17 protein-coding genes are annotated in these 17,407 nt (G+C 40.2%); 2 read left to right on the top strand and 15 right to left on the bottom strand.

Annotated features, from left to right (window positions below):
• Positions 1–256 precede the first annotated feature (256 nt).
• Positions 257–604 carry a hypothetical protein gene (locus AB1Z56_RS00500; RefSeq protein ID WP_426790739.1) on the bottom strand — a complete coding sequence of 116 codons (348 nt, stop codon included), beginning with the start codon at positions 602–604 and terminating at the stop codon, positions 257–259.
• Positions 605–759: 155 nt separating this feature from the next.
• Between AB1Z56_RS00500 and AB1Z56_RS00495 the strand changes: the two genes are divergently transcribed.
• On the top strand, positions 760–1,119 hold the full coding sequence (locus AB1Z56_RS00495; protein ID WP_426790738.1) for a hypothetical protein: 360 nt from the start codon (positions 760–762) through the stop codon (positions 1,117–1,119).
• A 2-nt stretch (positions 1,120–1,121) separates the two neighbouring features.
• On the opposite strand, the gene AB1Z56_RS00490 is transcribed toward AB1Z56_RS00495, so the two are convergent.
• The 7 genes from AB1Z56_RS00490 to AB1Z56_RS00460 all read right to left on the bottom strand — a co-directional run bounded on the left by AB1Z56_RS00490 (position 1,122) and on the right by AB1Z56_RS00460 (position 5,505).
• Positions 1,122–1,754, bottom strand: a complete 633-nt coding sequence (locus AB1Z56_RS00490) for a hypothetical protein (protein WP_426790737.1) — start codon at positions 1,752–1,754, stop codon at positions 1,122–1,124.
• Between the two features lie 100 nt (positions 1,755–1,854).
• Positions 1,855–2,061: a hypothetical protein gene (locus tag AB1Z56_RS00485; protein WP_426790736.1), complete on the bottom strand. Its 207-nt coding sequence runs from the start codon at positions 2,059–2,061 to the stop codon at positions 1,855–1,857.
• Positions 2,062–2,072: 11 nt separating this feature from the next.
• Positions 2,073–2,546 (bottom strand): hypothetical protein, encoded by a 474-nt coding sequence (locus AB1Z56_RS00480; protein WP_426790735.1) that lies wholly within the window; start codon positions 2,544–2,546, stop codon positions 2,073–2,075.
• Between the two features lie 32 nt (positions 2,547–2,578).
• A complete protein-coding gene (locus AB1Z56_RS00475) occupies positions 2,579–3,136 on the bottom strand; it encodes a hypothetical protein (RefSeq protein ID WP_426790734.1) in 558 nt (185 codons plus the stop codon).
• 558 nt (positions 3,137–3,694) lie between these two features.
• Entirely contained in the window at positions 3,695–4,273 is a 579-nt protein-coding gene (locus AB1Z56_RS00470; RefSeq protein ID WP_426790733.1) for a hypothetical protein, read from the bottom strand.
• Between the two features lie 34 nt (positions 4,274–4,307).
• Positions 4,308–4,739, bottom strand: coding sequence for a hypothetical protein (locus AB1Z56_RS00465; RefSeq protein WP_426790732.1), 432 nt, complete (start codon positions 4,737–4,739; stop codon positions 4,308–4,310).
• Positions 4,740–4,803: 64 nt separating this feature from the next.
• Positions 4,804–5,505, bottom strand: a complete 702-nt coding sequence (locus AB1Z56_RS00460) for a hypothetical protein (protein ID WP_426790731.1) — start codon at positions 5,503–5,505, stop codon at positions 4,804–4,806.
• A gap of 389 nt (positions 5,506–5,894) precedes the next feature.
• On the opposite strand from AB1Z56_RS00460, the gene AB1Z56_RS00455 reads away from it, so the two are divergent.
• The gene (locus AB1Z56_RS00455) at positions 5,895–6,353 is read left to right on the top strand and encodes a hypothetical protein (RefSeq protein ID WP_426790730.1); all 459 of its coding nucleotides are present in this window, start codon (positions 5,895–5,897) and stop codon (positions 6,351–6,353) included.
• A gap of 168 nt (positions 6,354–6,521) precedes the next feature.
• On the opposite strand, the gene AB1Z56_RS00450 is transcribed toward AB1Z56_RS00455, so the two are convergent.
• From AB1Z56_RS00450 to AB1Z56_RS00420, 7 genes are all read right to left on the bottom strand, one after another.
• Positions 6,522–8,378, bottom strand: coding sequence for a DUF4859 domain-containing protein (locus AB1Z56_RS00450; protein WP_426790729.1), 1,857 nt, complete (start codon positions 8,376–8,378; stop codon positions 6,522–6,524).
• 26 nt (positions 8,379–8,404) lie between these two features.
• Positions 8,405–9,373, bottom strand: coding sequence for a hypothetical protein (locus tag AB1Z56_RS00445; RefSeq protein ID WP_426790728.1), 969 nt, complete (start codon positions 9,371–9,373; stop codon positions 8,405–8,407).
• An 80-nt stretch (positions 9,374–9,453) separates the two neighbouring features.
• A complete protein-coding gene (locus AB1Z56_RS00440) occupies positions 9,454–10,596 on the bottom strand; it encodes a DUF4859 domain-containing protein (RefSeq protein ID WP_426790727.1) in 1,143 nt (380 codons plus the stop codon).
• A 19-nt stretch (positions 10,597–10,615) separates the two neighbouring features.
• Positions 10,616–12,091 carry a RagB/SusD family nutrient uptake outer membrane protein gene (locus tag AB1Z56_RS00435; protein WP_426790726.1) on the bottom strand — a complete coding sequence of 492 codons (1,476 nt, stop codon included), beginning with the start codon at positions 12,089–12,091 and terminating at the stop codon, positions 10,616–10,618.
• A gap of 45 nt (positions 12,092–12,136) precedes the next feature.
• On the bottom strand, positions 12,137–15,304 hold the full coding sequence (locus tag AB1Z56_RS00430; RefSeq protein ID WP_426790725.1) for a SusC/RagA family TonB-linked outer membrane protein: 3,168 nt from the start codon (positions 15,302–15,304) through the stop codon (positions 12,137–12,139).
• Positions 15,305–15,630: 326 nt separating this feature from the next.
• A complete protein-coding gene (locus AB1Z56_RS00425) occupies positions 15,631–16,494 on the bottom strand; it encodes an AraC family transcriptional regulator (RefSeq protein ID WP_426790724.1) in 864 nt (287 codons plus the stop codon).
• Between the two features lie 314 nt (positions 16,495–16,808).
• Positions 16,809–17,351, bottom strand: a complete 543-nt coding sequence (locus AB1Z56_RS00420) for a hypothetical protein (protein ID WP_426790723.1) — start codon at positions 17,349–17,351, stop codon at positions 16,809–16,811.
• Between the last annotated feature and the right edge of the window lie 56 nt (positions 17,352–17,407).

The following is a 17,407-nucleotide window of genomic DNA, read 5'->3' as shown; positions in this document are numbered from 1 at the left end:
AACAAAAATTGTATGATCAATTTTTTCTAGGTTAAATTTCGCATTATGCCGATCCATCTTGAACAAGTCCAAACCTGTTAGTTCATATACATCTTCATTTAAATTGTCAGGCAACGGAAACCACTCCTAAAAATAGACATTCCTGCCCTAATTGCTGCTCCTTTTCTAGCTTCCGTTACATAACTTCCGACAACTAATTTTTGACTAGAATTACTTCCTAAACAACTTAACATTTTATTATAATTCCAATTCTTTTTTATATCCTTTCAATATATGGAAAAAGCTTATCACTTATCATAAATATATAATTAGAGTTCAAAAGCCAATCAGCTTCATCAATCACCTGTTTTGCAACTTGCACTGCTTCTATCAACGATTCCATGTTTTCGATTTTGTCAATAAACAAGACCGTCATACCTTTTTCATTCAACCCTTTTTCAATGATGTCAGGCACTTGATTTATCCTTTCGCAATTAACCAAGACATTTCCCCAAGCACCTATATACTGCTCTTCGAGTTCCTCTTCATGATCAAGTAGATCATGAAATATTTCACCTTCTTTTGCTTCGATTTCAACTAAAGCAAGCCAAATATTTTTGTACATTTTTATATCTCCTGTTGATCGATCATCAGATCGTATATTATTCCTTTGGGTCTATTTTTACCAACTTTAAACAAATGTCCCTAATATAATTACTTTTGCAGCATATTAATAGGCATATATTCGGAACACTCGATAAATTAAATCATATTATACAAATGAATAAACAATACAAAATAGCGTCAAAACTATATTTTGCTTCTGCTGCTATTGGTTCAGTAAATGCACTTTTATCGTACGAAATATATACTTTAAACGATTGGATAATGAGCTTTATGTCTGTTTTACTTGTTGTAGGAATAGGAATTTTAGTTTCTAAAGGATATGAATGGGTAAAATATGTACTTCTTTTATTAATACTAATAAGCTTAGATGGTTTTCAGTTCATCCTTCAAGATTTAAAGGAATATCCTGTAAATGGCATTCTTAGCCTTTTATTGTCTTTACTTCAAATTATTGCCATAGTGATCTTGTTCATAAAAAAACCATTTACATCTAATAATGAGCAATTTGAATAAACCTATTTATATTTTACATCGACTTCATAATAAGTTTTTGGTGGACCTGATGAATTTTTTATCGCTTCATATTTATGTTTATCCAAAAATGCTGAATTTCCAGATAAATAGATCAGGTCGACCTTCTCAAAATAATTGTAATAGTCAATCAGCGATCTGATTTTATCTCCAAAATCCTTATCCCGAAACTTGACGATGCCGTTTTCGCTTTTATAAAAAATATCGTTATCATTATTAATCAATAAGATATCGTCTTCAGAAGTAATCAGGTAAATTTTATAGTCGCCATAGGGATACATTTTATTGTCATCGTGATTAACGGTATCTCCCTGGGTTCGAAATTTATTTAATATCGTTTTATACAACTTGCTCCATTCAGCACTATCTAATAGTTTATCATGGACCTTTGCAACAGCATCGTAATCAGAGATATTCCGTTGAAATGTTGAAAAGCTAAACTTGTCATCTTGGATAAGTCCATCTTCAAAAATAACTTTAATATAAGCACTGTCTGTCCTAAATGCGCGGTCTATCTTTTGATTTTCAACAACAGGTCCATTGCAGCTTGATATAAGCAGCAGGCAACTTATCATGCTGGCTAGCAAACAATGTAGAATCTGTTTCGCTTTTTTCATTTCTGACTTCTAATTTTTAAATATATTTTCATAATGCTATGTTATGAAAGCTTATTTCTTACGATATTTATTGCACTGACTTTCCATAATTATGCTGAGATTAATCGTGCGACAAGCTCCATCCAGTCGGTTTATCTTCCAGATCTGTGATGTCTAACCCATTGATGAGGGTATAAAGTGGCTCGTCAGGAAAATTATTTATCCGCAATAGAATGATCTTGTCGTTTTCTTCGATGTAATAGTATCCCGCAATTTCTGGATGTTCTTTCCAAAAAATAGTTAACGAAATTAATTCTTGATTAGTCATAAGACGTTTATTTAATAAACCTTGTTCATCGCTTTACCTGTATGTTTGTAACGCAATCCCAGATTATCCAATACTCTATTTTTAAAGTTTTCTATAGCAATTTTTCTATCACGGATCTCCGCTTCATTTTCAGGTTTGTTGTTAACATGTTTTCTTTCTCCCGATTGCTTATTTTCTACAGAAAGATGCAACAATTCTGTTGGAGGATCCGCTGGAACCGGAATTAAGACCCAGTAGATATCATTATTTTTCTCATCATTAACATAACCTTCGTAAAAATAAGGACAGTCCGTCCCGATTTTAAATAATGAATCCTGGAGAGTCATGTTATTATAAGCCGTTATCTTTTTAATAAGAGAATCCTGTGTTACATCAAATTCATATCGTTCGGTCATTAAATTACTTCCAGCAGCGATAAAGTCGCAAGAAGTAAGGGAAGCACTCAATAAAATTAAAATCACTATGGTTTGATAAAATTTGAACATGCTTCATCCTTTAAAACTCAGCTATTATGACGTTATTCGGAATCATAAGAATTTATTTTGATCCAATTGCTTGACGTTATAATTCTCCCATTTCCCTTATTTTTCAGGTATAGGTGCAATTTCACTTTCCTATCTGATGTCGAAACTCTCAGATCATCCTTTCCAACTGCAAATTCATAGGAAACGATACTGTACTTTTTCAATGCCAATCTGAATTCCTCCAAAAATGCACAGTTTGGCAGTACAGCCGGTACTAGCTTTCCTTCTGGAACAAACTGTGTTGACAATAACCTGATTTTATTGTCTGTATTTTCAACAATAATTTGGTTATGTTTTAACGCACCTGGATTCTTCGTTTTATAAAATATGGTCGGGTCTTCCCAATAATCGGGACAGCCAATAAAAAACATTCTGTCATCGAGATTTAAAATCGTATCTGTTTTTGATTCAAAATCCAGTTTGACAAAATAACCATGCTCTATCTCTCTAATAGAAGTATTAAAACATATTGAATCTTCGCATTTTTCAACAGATTGACATGAAGATAAAATACCTAATAAGGCAATATTTAAAAGTAGATATATTTTCATAATGCTATGTTACGGAAGTTTATTTTTACGATGTTTATTGTGCTGACTTTCCATAACTCCACCACTACCTATTTTTCAGCATATTTTGTATATAAATCAATAATTCTGAATATACATAAACACGAATATGAGGATAAGCTGAGTACAATCAGTCCAAAAAGTTAATCTATACAACATATTGCGGCTTATTTTTAAGCTTAATAATATTTTTCACAATCTTAACAGCGAAATAAATAATCAAAATTATATTAAGAAGCAAACTGACAGTGGTTAGTATACCTCCATCACCTTACTCATACCTAACTAAGGTATTCATTTCCGGATTATATCCCCCAATTCCACCGTAGGGTACAGCTATTTTATATGATTATCTCCTTCCAGACGAATCAATGAATCATAGTATTTAACATACTGCAATGAATCATAATTCTCAGTTTCCTTTTTATCCATATTTAAAATTGACTTGGTCTAAAATAAATTGTTGCACTTTCTTATCCCTTCTATTTCCATAAACTGTCCATCGCACTCATTAATCTTTTTTGATAATTCGGGCAGATCCTATAAGGAAGTTCCTCTATAGGGCTTTAATAGAAAAGAATCCGAGTTAGTTTCAGATATAACCTTGCTCAGCAGCCTTTCATCCGTACTTAATAAATCGATATTCAGATGGTCCAATACCTTTATCACGAAAGGCAATTCACGATGTGAGATGTCAATATTTGAATAGAACAAGTCCTCTTCCTTAAACAGCCCATAGGGATAGGAGATCAAGTCTTTTGATAGCTCCATCAAAAGCTCTTCACTACAAATCAATGCACCTCTAAAATTAGCAGAAATATCATTTCGCTTGAAAAAGTTCCGTAGTGCGGGTAAATCGTCATTATTCGGAAACCATTCGAGATCATTTTTATCGTGATTTATGATCCACGAAGAGCCCCGCTCAAACGTTGATATAACTTTCTTAAACCAGGGGTCATATAACGCAATAAAATCAGCTAAATTAAACTCCTTTCCTTTTGGATCTACCTGAAAGGAAACACCGTACCAGTTAACTGACGAAATAGGCACGCCGAAAAGAAAGTCAATATAGTGATTCCTATCGTATGGGAGTATATCTGTTCTATTGCTCGTTATCATGAATATTTCTAATTATATGTGGCCAGCCATTATGTCAACGGGAGTTATACGATCTATTCAGCTTATTACCATAACTTTCTTCAAATTCATTCCACTGCTTTGTCGTTTTTCCGTTTATGAAGTAATCAATACAATTTAACTCTATGTCAATCCGAGTAGTATCGAACATCTTTTTTGTTTTATGAACTTCAATTATGGGAACGCCCTTCCGTTTAACAATGGTATCACCTAAATCACAAAAAGGTTCAACATGATAAAACCACCTACCGGGAAGCAATTGTACGGTATCTCTCTTAGTAGTTGGATCAACTCCAACCAAGATAAAATCCTGATACTTGATCTTAGGTTCTTTTAAAAGAACAACATTGGCCTCGAAACTTTCAGCATATTGTTTAGTTGTTTCACATCTATTGGGATCATCACATCCAATAACTAATAAAGCTAGGATACTATAAATTGCTTTCATATTTGTTAATTTGTCTGAAATCATACTCGCATTAAATGATCCACAATTAAAAATGCAACGGTTTTTATGGCTTTGGCCCGAAAGTCGAAGGAATCCTTTTCTTCAGACGCTCTTCGATTTCAGAAAGGTCATATATCCGATCTACTCCCAACCCCGGAGATGAATAGTAATAGAACCCCGGTAACATGGATTTTTCTAAAGCTGTTTTTTGCTCCTCTTTGCTCATCGCGATGCACTTTAAAGCATGACCGTCAATCTTATATATTCCATAAGGCTTTGTCTTCGCTATCTTATCAAAATATTTAAGATTTGGACAGTTCGGCAAAATACTATCCCCGGTAACAAATACACTATCAATTATTGTTATGTGACCTTTTGTTGATTCATACCAACCCACCAGGGAGCCGGGAGTTCCAACTTCTCTATCGAAGATGTACAACTTATTTTCTCTGACGATATAATTGCCATTATGTGTATCTTTTAAAAGATAATACACGGAGTCTACCCCATTGTAATATTTTAATACCAGCAATGTAGTATAATCTTGCAAAAATGGCCCGTTATCAAACAAAGCCGTCAGTACAAGCGAACTATCGCTGTTGCCCCACATTATATTGTTATTATTCTCATAACTATTAAGATCACTCGCTGAAACCCTTCGGAATGAATCACGACCACAGCTTATTGTTAAGATCAAAAAACCGATAACTATCAGTTTCCATATTACTTTTCTATAGGTCGATTTAGTCATTTTTTTCATTTGCATAATCTGCGATTAAGAGTTTAACGGTTACTTTAATCGGGATTATTAGCATATAATCTGTTATAGAATTTGTTAACGCCCTTTGATACAAGGCCAATATGCGATTCAAATATATATTTGAATCGCCTTGCTTAAGTCCCAATAAGGGAAATTTAACCGCTATTTTTGTCATGTTATTATTTAATATGAAAGGATATCTTTTTGCAAATGATACACAAAAATGAAAATTTCAGCAGTTTTTCTATTTTTTTACCAAAGCAAAGTTATAGCTTTATTTATCTGGAAAAATAAACATTATTCTCAACATACTGTACCGTTTGCATTTTATTTATTGCAAAATTTCGACTAATTTAAACTCAGGATATAGTTAAGGAAACAGAACAGCTAAACACATGAAAAACTTTGAAAGAAACGGAAACGAATACAAAATGAAACCCCAGTTGGGCACCTATGTTCCCTTGGTCGGTATATTTTCCATTATGGCCCTAGTAGGTTTCCTCAAAATGCCGGAGTCCTCTTTTAAATGGTGGATGCTGGGTATTGTTATCATCCTGATGATTTCCCTCCTGAGAGCTTATTTTATCATTGATATGGATAGACGGGAAATGCGGGTACGCAAAGGGCTTTTTGGCAAAGAGGTGACTGTCCCGCTGGAAAGTCTACAGGGATTTACGATCCACAAGCTCAAACAATATGGTTTTATCACCGTCAGTGTATCGCTTCACGCACGTTATCGAAATGAAGACGGTAAAGAAAAAAAAGTGCAGCTCGCACAGCACTATTTCACAAAGCCAATACAGCGAATATGCAATGAGATCGACGAAATCATCGCTGACGATAGTGGGCTTTAGGAAGTTCAAAAAAGCCACATCTCCCGACGTGGCCTTCACTAAATATAAACATATAATTCACTCGCGGTTCTTTTTATTAGTTACAAACCACCATCGTTGCTCTATCCCTAGTCATTTCAAAACTTGATAGCTCTTGATCATTACCCGATCAAAAGGGGCAAATCAATTTTATTTCACATTCACATTAAATGTGAACGTCGCCTGCACGGTTTTCGTTCCTTCGTACGTATACACCATGGCCTGCTTGATCGTGTATTTTTTCCCCGTAGACAAAGCTCCCGGATACTGTCCGATGGAGAACGTAATCGTGCCGGCGTTAAATTCCGAAAACAAGGCCGCATTGGCTCCCCAACTGGTTACGCCACCAGCTGCTGTGAACCAATGACCGTAGCCTGTGGCCGTGTTGTTGGAATTTAAACTTCCATTCGGCTCCACCGCATAGAATTTAATTTTGCCACCACTCATTAGATCCAACAAATCTGCCGAAGATATAGCAAAGGCTTCACCAAGCTGAGCAGCATTAACGCTTACTTGTGTGCCCGAGTAACCAGTAGCGTCCGCAGGAAAGCTGACATCATAATTCAATGCGATATCTTTGGGCTGACCGCTTACCTCATTGTATCCTGTCGCCGTGGTACCCTGAATTTTGATCTCGTAGGGCCATTGCTCATCATTGGTATCGTCATCATCCCAGGCATGTGGCTGGTAAACAGATGGGGCACCGGTAACGACAAACCACAGGTTGCTGCAATTTGCCGGAACGGTAAACGCAACCGTATTCTCGGTGCCCTCCGTCCTATCACCGTATACCCGCGTGCCGTCTTTCAATAAGGCTACATAACCATACCGCCATCCTGCACGGCTGGCATCCACCTGGTTAAATCCAGCAGCATTTGGCAGTCCTTTAAAAGCCACCGAAACCTGTGTACCCGCAGCGGGAACTTCCAACGGAATCACATTATACCCCGTAGTACCCGGACAACGATCATAGCTGACACGGAGACTTCCATTAGACTGACGCGTAAATTTGGTCGTCAGCTTACCGATATAATTCTTTCCGTAGTCCCGGATGCTGTTCAGGTCCCAGGTCACAAAGTGGGTCGCCGCATCATAGATCTCATTGTTGAACTGCTTCACATCGATAGCAGTTATACGCATGTAAGCCTGAACCGGATCTTCGGGTTTTAAGGCTTCGCGCCAGATCCGGCCTATCATATCAATCCCATGTTTACTGGTCCAATACCAATGGATAAAATAGCTGGCATAGCGATATTTCTCATGATGAATATGACGAAAATAATTTTCGGTATAGACCGTAAAATCATGTCCAGAGAAAGCTTGATCTGGATAAGTCTGATAAGCCTGCCATTGCGCTGTCTGCTCCCAAAATCCATTACCGCTCTTGCCACCAAAACCATATCGAAACCCGTGCTCCCCTTTTAAATCTGCAAAAACCTGATACTGAAAACTATGCCCTATCTCGTGCGCAATCACAGCACCCACCGGTTTGCAGGTAGCTGGATTAATCCACAATGCCCCGATCGTATCGTCGTAACCGCCACCGTAGGCCATCCAATCTGTCGTGTAATGAACAAAGATCATCATTTTATACTTATCCAGATTGGATCGGTTCACTTTACGCTCTGCAAATTTCAGCGTGTTAATATTTAATGCGTAGAACTGTTCGGCTTTAGCCAAAAGATCATCAATATCCACACGATACTCTTCCGGTACTGTGCTCGCATTGGGATCATTATTCCCATAACTTGCTCCCCAGAATACGATAAAATGTTCCGACTGACGGCTCCGTGAATAGGACCATTTGCTCCCTTTATCGTTATAATCCATCCCTTCAAATTCTTTCGGCTTGTAAATTTTTAAAGAATCTGTCCCCACGGTGATGGGCGGAGTAGTCGTCTCCTCCTCAAGACGAGGTTCTACCTCTTTTTTGCTGCATCCCTGCGAAAGCACCACAAGCACCGAGATCAGTGTCAGCAGAAGTTTATTCAATACTATACCTTTCATAATTTGAGCTGTTAAATGGGTAGCGATCAACTATGTGTGATTGTCAAAAAACGGAAGCGAACGGTGTAAGTACCACTTCTGTAGAATTTGATGGTCGATACCGGATTGAGATTACGTCCCAGCGTAGTCGCCGTTCCCACAACACGGTAATAAGAAATAGGATCGCCCGACCAAAATTCTGTGCCTACATAGGTACCGTTCATGATAGGGTATACCAAGCCCGAGACGTCGGGATAGCGATAGACCAACCCCGTATCAGTGACTTCCTCCGGATAATAAGGAGACCAGTTTTTGAAGGTAGGCCTATCCCCACGTTTGATAATCTCCCCTTTTTTAGGGTTAAATGGCTTGCCATTTTTATCTTCCCATACATAGACAATTTTGTTTTCCCCTTCAGCCTGATGTTCCACACTGATCTCATAATCAGTATAAGGTAAAAAGTTAGATTCGGCGCCATAGTCCGAACTCGTACACGATTTAAATAGAATATCCTCCTTTTTAGCGCCAATGATATTGAAGTCCAGAATATTCTTAAAGGTTTTCTGTCCGGCGATATTGCTCACCTCCACATCGATCGAGTACTGCCCTGGAGTCACAAATTGTGTTGCCTGTGTAAAACCAACCCGACCACCGATGGTATTGAGCATCATCGGTGGATATTTGGCCTTGCCAATCTTCGCTTTCAACAGATCCAGCGTTGTATCCCGCCAGGTGACCTCTCCAAGGTAGGTAGATATTTCATGCTCTTTTGAAAATTCTGTTGCCAGTTCGCCAGTTTCCTTATTCCGTACGGCAATCAGATTCACGGTCAGCGGAGTTGTGCTTCCATTGGCGACAAGGGCATCCGTGTATACCACCGTCCCCTGGTTGACTTGCAGATTCTCCACATTATAGCGCATATTTTCACTTAAATAACCTATTTGGTCACTTTTGCAGGAATCCAATATCAACATGGATAAACCTGCTAAGCCTATTATAAAACTTCGTTTTTTCATCTGTCTTATCTTTTCATTTGTGATGAAGCTATCCGGCTAATCCAGCACTACAACTGAATACGTCCCGTTAGTCTCATAATTTATTTGATCTTAATGTTGAATACAAAAACAGCATTCAAATCACCTTTTGTTTTTGACTTGTACACAAGGGATTGTCTGACCGTATAAGTGCTACCCACACTCGTCTGCCCTGGATATTGCAGAATATTAAAGGTCATCGTCGGTGTTGCCAGCTCCGATACAATACGTGCATCGCTGCCCCAGGAACAGGTCTGCCCTTTGGCATCGAACCAGTGCCCCGGTGCATTTGCTGTACTGTTTGCATTTAAATTACCATCAGGCTGTACGGCGTAGTAAGTAATATCTTTCCCCACCAGCGCGGATATTGCTCCACTCTCCACGCCATAAAAGCGTGCTAAACGTGGTAGAAGCAGGTCGACCGTCGTGCCCGTATAACCTGCTGCATCATATTTAATGCTCAGGTCGTAGGTAAAGGTCAGCGTAGAACCTGTTTCCACAATTTTAGGCCCCGTGATGATACGCGGCACAAAATCGCCGATAAATGTGTGTGTATTGGCCAATACATTCAGCATCGTTCCTGACGCCGTTTTAATTCCGGTTGTCTGACAATATATGCGCATATCTGCCTGATCATCTTCCTTGACGGTAACAATACCGTCGGGACTGATCTGGTCCGCCTCACCACGTATTTTGACATAGTACAAGTAATAAACAGGTTGCGAAGACCAGGCTGCTTTAGGTTGCTTTTGTTTGTGATAGACAAAACCACCCACATTGGCCGCATTGCTGATTGTCTTATAGGCTGTGCTGGCCGATTCTAAATTGTAGGGAGCATCGTTATAGATGTATGCCCTGACTGAATCTACGGGGATCTCATTCAAAAACTGGTCAAAAGAATACTGTGCATTTTCATCCACATACTTGACCGAGTCTGTTTTTTGCTTATAATAACGGTTGACCGAATAATCTGAGGGGGCCCAAAAAGTTTTGGCCCTATTAATTTCATCTTTCAGTTTAAAATGGTCAATCACCAGCAGCAAGGTATCAAACATCCCATTGGGATGAGCGGCCAGGTAGTCGTAAGTAGACAGATTGACTTCGGCTGTATGGAGACCATCATCCGTCAGATAAGCCGCTTTCTTGCAACCCACCACTGTCAGTCCAAACGCCAACAGCAGCGCAAATCGATATAAGGTTTTCATTTTTTTCAAGTTTAGTGGTTTACATATTGACCGTTCCCCAGTAGGATGTCTGGTTAAGCAAAGGATTGGTTGACAACAACGATGGGTCAAATGGCCAGAGGTATTTCTTCGCATTAAATTGTGCCTGGTTCATTTTGCTTTCCGGAAATTTATAGACATTAAAATGTTTATACAATCGCACGAGATCATAGTAGCGATGGCCTTCCAAAAACAGCTCGCGTGCTCTTTCACTAAAGATGGCCTCAATGAGCGGTTCTTCGTTTGTATAGGCAGGCAATCCCGCTTGTGTACGGATTTCATTTAAGATGGCTTCTGCAGAACTGTTTTTACCTGTTGCGGCCAATCCCTCTGCCATGAGCAACTTAATATCGGAATAACGAAAAATGATGATGTTATTTTTAAATATCGCATTGGCATTTGACGTATTGTTTGAGAACTTCACATTTGCATATTTCGTACACAATGCATAGTTACTGTTATAAGCAATATCAAACACACTTTTAAACCGTTTGTCATTGTCGTCTTTAAAGAGCGTTTTAATGTAATCCTGACTGATTCTCAAAAGCGGATCCGTTAAAGTCCGAAAATAAGGTCCCGCCAGCGAATAGTACCCTATTCCCCTATTGGTACCTTCGTTTTCACCACTCTGGGAGATCTCAAAGATACCTTCATTGGATTTTCCCTGATAGATACTGCGGTAGTTCAGACTGTCTCTTCCCACAAAAGAATATTCGCCGCTTTCCAATACCGATTTAGCCGCCTCGACACAGTCGGCATATTCGCCCCTCCAGGCACTGAGATGCGCCTGCAGGGCAAGCGCTGCTCCGGTATTTGCACGCAATGCAAAATCATCTTGGTCGATATTGCTCCATTTCAGTAAAGCCAAAGCTTTGGTTAAATCGGCCTGACTCTGATCCAGCACCTCGCTCTCTTTGCTTGCAGGCAGATTGACTGCATCAATCGGTGTTACAGATTCGGTTATAATTGGTACAGTACCCCATACCCTCGCCATATAGAAATAGGCAAATGCACGCACAAAATAAGCTTCACCAATATAATAATCCCTGACAGACACGTCATTAAAAGCATTCTCATCCATCTTGGGCAGCCTTTGGATGACACGATTTGCCTGGTCTATGGCCTGATAGAAGACATCATAACGCCGCAGCTGATACGCGGGCCGCCAAGTTTCCGAAGCTGCTACAGCCGTGTTGAGCTGCATATTGACAATCGGATTAAAGTCTGCGTCGGTCGAAGAAGTAATTTCGTCCGTGAGCAAATCGCCATAGGCATAGTAGGCCATACCACTGGCTTGATTTAGGGCCTTGCGCAGCAGCGCATACATGGCGTTGGTTGCACTATTGGCATCTTCCTGCGTTTTCCAGAAGTTCTCGTCTGTAGCAGAACTGACAGGCTCAATGTCCAGAAACTTGGAGCAGCCCGAAGCGAGATACATGAAAGCACTCAGCATTAAAAACAATATTTTTCTTTTCATCTCTAAATAATTTTAAGCCACCGTTATGCGATGGAAATGACGTGATTAAAAGGTAACATCCAAGCCTATTGTCCATTTCTTGGGGATCGGATAACCGTTACCCGTTGAATAACCATTGGCTTCCACCGCTTCAGGGTCTGGCACCGAAGACCATGACTTGACAGCCACATTATCCACCACCCCATAAATGCGGAGCATTTTCAATTTAAGTTTCTTGATCATTTCCTGTGGAAATGTATAGCTCAGCTGAATATTTTTAAGGCGTACAAAACTGGCATTTTCCACAAAAGTGCTATTGGCGATATGCCAATTGTCTACCGTGTTGCGAAACAAAGTCGGGTATTTGGTCTGATCACCTTCTTTCATCCAGAAATCACTTGGCTTAAAATCTCCTGCAATTGCAGAATTGGTCCCCCAGGTATTGTACAGGCTTGACGATCCGGCATCCTGTAACTTATCGGATAGATAACCATTCCACAAGGAGCGTCCGAAAACAAAGCTCACGAGCGTCGATAGGCTAAAATTCTTGTAAGAAAATTGGTTAATAAAACCGCCCACGAGGTCGGGATTTGGATTACCCATATCAATTTTGTCGTTGTAATCAATCACGTAATCCCCATTGACATCTCTTCGGCGCGGATCACCGGCCTGATAGAGTACCGATCGATTAAAGTGAGCAATTCTCCTACCAGTCAATGGATCGACAGGCACGTCTGCATTGGTCGCATATACCCCATCCACATCCCATACTTTGAATGGAAAAATAGGTTGCCCTACATTCAGGGCGCGTTGCATCCATGGTGGTCCTACCTGTATTTCCTTTCCGCCATCAGGAAGACTGGTGACATAATTTTTATTGTAAGCGATATTGAAATTGGTCGTCCACTGGAACGGTGACGAAGGAGCCATATTTCGGGAGATAATTGTCATTTCCACACCACTGTTTCGCACACTGATAAAGTTGTTGGAAACAGTGCTGTATCCTGAAGTAGCGGGCATCGTCAGATCGTATACCAACTGTTTGGAGTCGCGCACATAAAAATCGGCAGTCACAGTAACTCGATCGTGCAGCAGGTTCATATCAAATCCGGCATTAAACTGCGGCGAGCGCTCCCATTTGATTGTCGGTGATGTTGCCGCCGCCGCATAATCAGGAGATACCGTCGGTTTACCGTTATAGGAGAGTACCGAACCACCGATACCATTTTCCAGCACCGATCCTGCATAAGATGCGTCGAAAGTCAGCCCCGTATAGCGCGCGTAGTATGAGCCTGGATCACGCCCCGTAACGCCATAGCTACCCCTTATTTTGAAAAACGATATAGCATTTTTAACGCCCTGGAAGAATGGTTCTTCCGAAAGTACCCAACCGGCAGATATGGATGGGAAAATACCCCAGCGGTTATCCTTGCTGTAACGCGACGATGCATCCATCCGGTAGCTTGCAGAAAGCAGATATTTATCCTTATAATCATATCCAAAACGACCGAATACCGATACACGCGAGCGCTCACTGATCGAAGTCGTCGCATAGAGATCCGGCCCGGAAGGGATGCCGGTTACGGTTTTTACATAATTTCCATTATCGTTATAGCCAGTCATCCTGCTATTATTGGAGGTATTGCGTTCAATACCAGTCCCCAAAACAGCACTAAAATTATGGGTATTGCGAATGCTCTTGATATAGTTAAAATAGGTTTCCCATTCCCAGCGCTTATTTTGGTTCGTCCAATTCTGTGCATAGTTTCTATAGCCTGTAAGCAGTACAGGACGAAACAGATCGCGCGTATTATTATTGACGTTAAATGAAAACTGCGAGCGCAGGGTCAAGCCATTGATCAGGAACTTTTTAAGTGTGCCGGCAAAGTTTCCATTGAGGCTGAAAGAATTATCACGGTCCATCATACCATCGTAGCGCCCCGTATAGATCTGTTGGTCTACGTCCGTTAGCTGATAGAAAGAAGAAGGAAATCCCCAGGTATTAAATGGATATTTCTGATCGTCCCCCGAACCATGTTTTGCTTTAGTAAAACCCGCGAACAAGTTGGTCTCGAATTGAAAATTGTCGGTGGGATTGGCCTGTAACATCAGGCGTGGTGTGAGGTTTTCATTTTCAAAGCCCATCATGACCCCCTGCTCATAGTAACGCTGCGCCGAGAAACGGTATAAAAATTTCTCCATAGTAGCACCGATGCTCACATTGACATTGTTGATATTGGCCGACTGTAGAAAAAGGCCCTGCCAATCCGTATTGTTGTTAAAGGCCGGATTTAAACTATCCGTCAACATGGGACTAATCGATCCATTGTTGAACCAGTCATAAGATCCACCCTGATAGAGCAAATTCATTTTCAGCCTACGTTCTGCAGCTCCCACGGTGATCGGCTTCATAGCCGGACGGCTAGAAACCCCGTTGTATGCCGAGATCCGTATTTCGGGTTTACCCTGTGCCGGACGTTTGGTTTTGATGATAATAACCCCATTTGCTGCACGAGCACCATAAATGGCCGATGCCGAAGCATCTTTCAGGATATCGACCGATTCAATGTCATTGGGATTAATAGCCTGCAACGGACTCGCATTCCCATAAGCAGCCTGGATATCACTCACGTCGTAGATAATATTGTCGATCACATACAAAGGAGCCTGCAGCTGATTATCTGCCAAGCCCAAGTTGCTGGTACCGCGGATATTGACGATGTTATTGGTACCAGGTTCGCCCGAAGTACTCAATACCGTCAGACCAGCTACACGTCCCTGCAACATGGCATCGAAGGTTGCATAGGGCGTATTTTCAAAATCTTTACCTTTTACAGTAGCAATAGCTCCTGTTGTCTTTCGGCGCTGCACATCCTGATACCCCATCACGACCACCTCATCGAGCCCCGTCCCATCTTCCTTCATCGTGATCTGAAGTGTATTTTCGCCATCACGCAGCTGTTTCTCCTGCCGCACATAACCAATGGAGCTAAAAATCAAGGTTGGATTTGCCGATTTAAGCTTTAAGCTAAATTTTCCATCGGCATCTGTTTTGGAAGCATTCCTGATGCCTTTCTCTAAAATACTGAGATCAGACAAAGGCATACCTTTTTCGTCTTTAACGATCCCCGTGACCGTTCTCTGTTGTTGCGCATACAGCTGTTGACATACGAACAGCAGCAGCATAAAAATACCCGTTAAGCATTTTTTTGGAAGATTTTCATACATAGTCATAATTTCGTTAAGCAGGTGTTCAGTTAAGCATACTGTCAGCTGCACGTTTACCCCGTCGGATAAAGCGTTCCCTTTTGAAAAAAAGGCTGTTACAGCATGTTAAAAATTGATTAGTTATTCTTTATGTAACAAAAATAGTACTTCGAAACAGCGGTTTTCGGTCAGATCTTATCCACTCATTCTAGCATTTTAACAAAAGAAAAAGAAGCTTCTGGGGGAGGTATAGGATTTCAAAAAATGGCATAAAACAGCTATTCCGCCTAACCATCACAGCGGTATTTACCTGTAATCGTTAGACGGAATCGAATGAGAGCGGATAAAGCCCCTTAATCGTATAGATAGTTCCTGTATTTCCGGACATATATTTTAGGGGATATACCCAAGACACTCCGAAAAACACGGTTAAAATTAGTGATGCTATTAAACCCAGCATCATAGGCGATTAAAGATATCGAATCGTGCCTACCCAGCCCCAATAATTTACAGGCTTCACGGATACGCAGTTCATTCAAATAGGCGATAAATGTTTTTCCAGTACAATTTTTAAAATAGCGGCAGAAGGCGTGCGGCGTAAGATTTGCCTTTTCAGCTATTTCATCCAAGCTGATATTCTCTTTAAAATGCTCTTCCAAAAATTTGCATAACCTCTCGATACGGAAAGGTTTGGTGATCTCCGTCTTGGGCAATCGTACACCGGAAAGAGGCTCCAATTCGCTGAATACTTTGCTGAGTGATTTTAACAAATAAAAGAAATTTACGAGCTGATCCAGAAAGTCAGACTTTTGCAGTATTTCAATATGATAACATACCTGCCCCTGAAGTTTGGGTGGAACCTTAAATCCCCGCTGACAATTATTCACAAAATCAAGCAGGTTTCTTAGTTCGGGCATCGTCGACATGGTAGACAACGCTCCTTTGGTATTAAAAAATAAAGAGACAGAGCGCACACATTCGTGTGCAATGAAACTTTTAAAAACATGGGCCTGATTTGTTCCCAGAAGAAAAATGTCTCCCGGCTGAAATTCATGTACATTATCGTCAACGAGTAGCTGGCCGATACCTTCTTTAATCCATATTAATTGATATTCCTCATGACGATGCATATAAGGATAGAATTTATCCAGTACATCTTCTTGAATATAAATAGATTTATCCTGAGGGGCAGGAACCTTAAATTGAACTGGCTTCATAACAATTTAGATTTAAATAAATGTCAATATGACATTAAATATACATAAGCCAATCTAGTGTTGCAATGCTTAAATAAAAGAGGTTAAAATAAGGTGATGTTAGGTTATAATATGCACATAAATAGAATTGCTTTAGTAAACCTTGTTCATCGCGTTACCGGTGTGTTTGTACCGCAATCCCTGATTATCTAATACCCTGTTTTTAAAGCTTTCTTGGAAAAATAAGCTAGCGCGCAGCGAAGATAGAAATGCGGCATGCTGTGGACGAATTCATCGTTTTACATTGACCACAGGCTATTGCCGTAAATACAGCACTACCAGCTCGACAATTTGATTTTACCATCGCTATCAAAATCAGTATTGTCTGTCACTCTCTGTAGATTCAACTGCCTCAGTGATAAACCTTCCTGCAAGGTCAAATCGGTAGCTTTCATCCTAAATAGAGGATAAGATAGTGGCTTCTCGTTCCATTCCAGTACAAACTCGTATCCATCCACAATCTTTTGTTGGTCATCTGTTTTGATGATCAAGATATTGTGGAAGGTCTGCTCCGGCTTAGCCGAATCGCTTTCTGGTGAGATACCCCTTGCTTTATAGGTGGCGATAAACTTATAATAATGGTACTTTCCATTTACGGGATTAAAGACTAATTCACGGCTGTTGTTTTCTTTGATTAAAGCTGAAAAAGAGTTCTCAAAATCATCCAGTAACTTATAATTAAAATCGGTATTGATCTTATTGGCGACCAATACATAGGTCTTTTCATCTTTCCCGGCACTATTTCCCTTCGCTTGGTTTTGGCCAAGGACAGCATAGCAACAGAAACAGCTTAACAATAGGACTATTAAATATCTCATCCAACTAATTTATTAAAATTCAAAGAATATTACCTTAGCTACCCATGAAACATTTT

This window comes from Sphingobacterium sp. WOUb80, assembly GCF_050058145.1.
In the GTDB taxonomy this organism is placed as follows: Bacteria; Bacteroidota; Bacteroidia; order Sphingobacteriales; family Sphingobacteriaceae; genus Sphingobacterium.
This window is presented reverse-complemented; position numbering and strand designations above follow the sequence as displayed.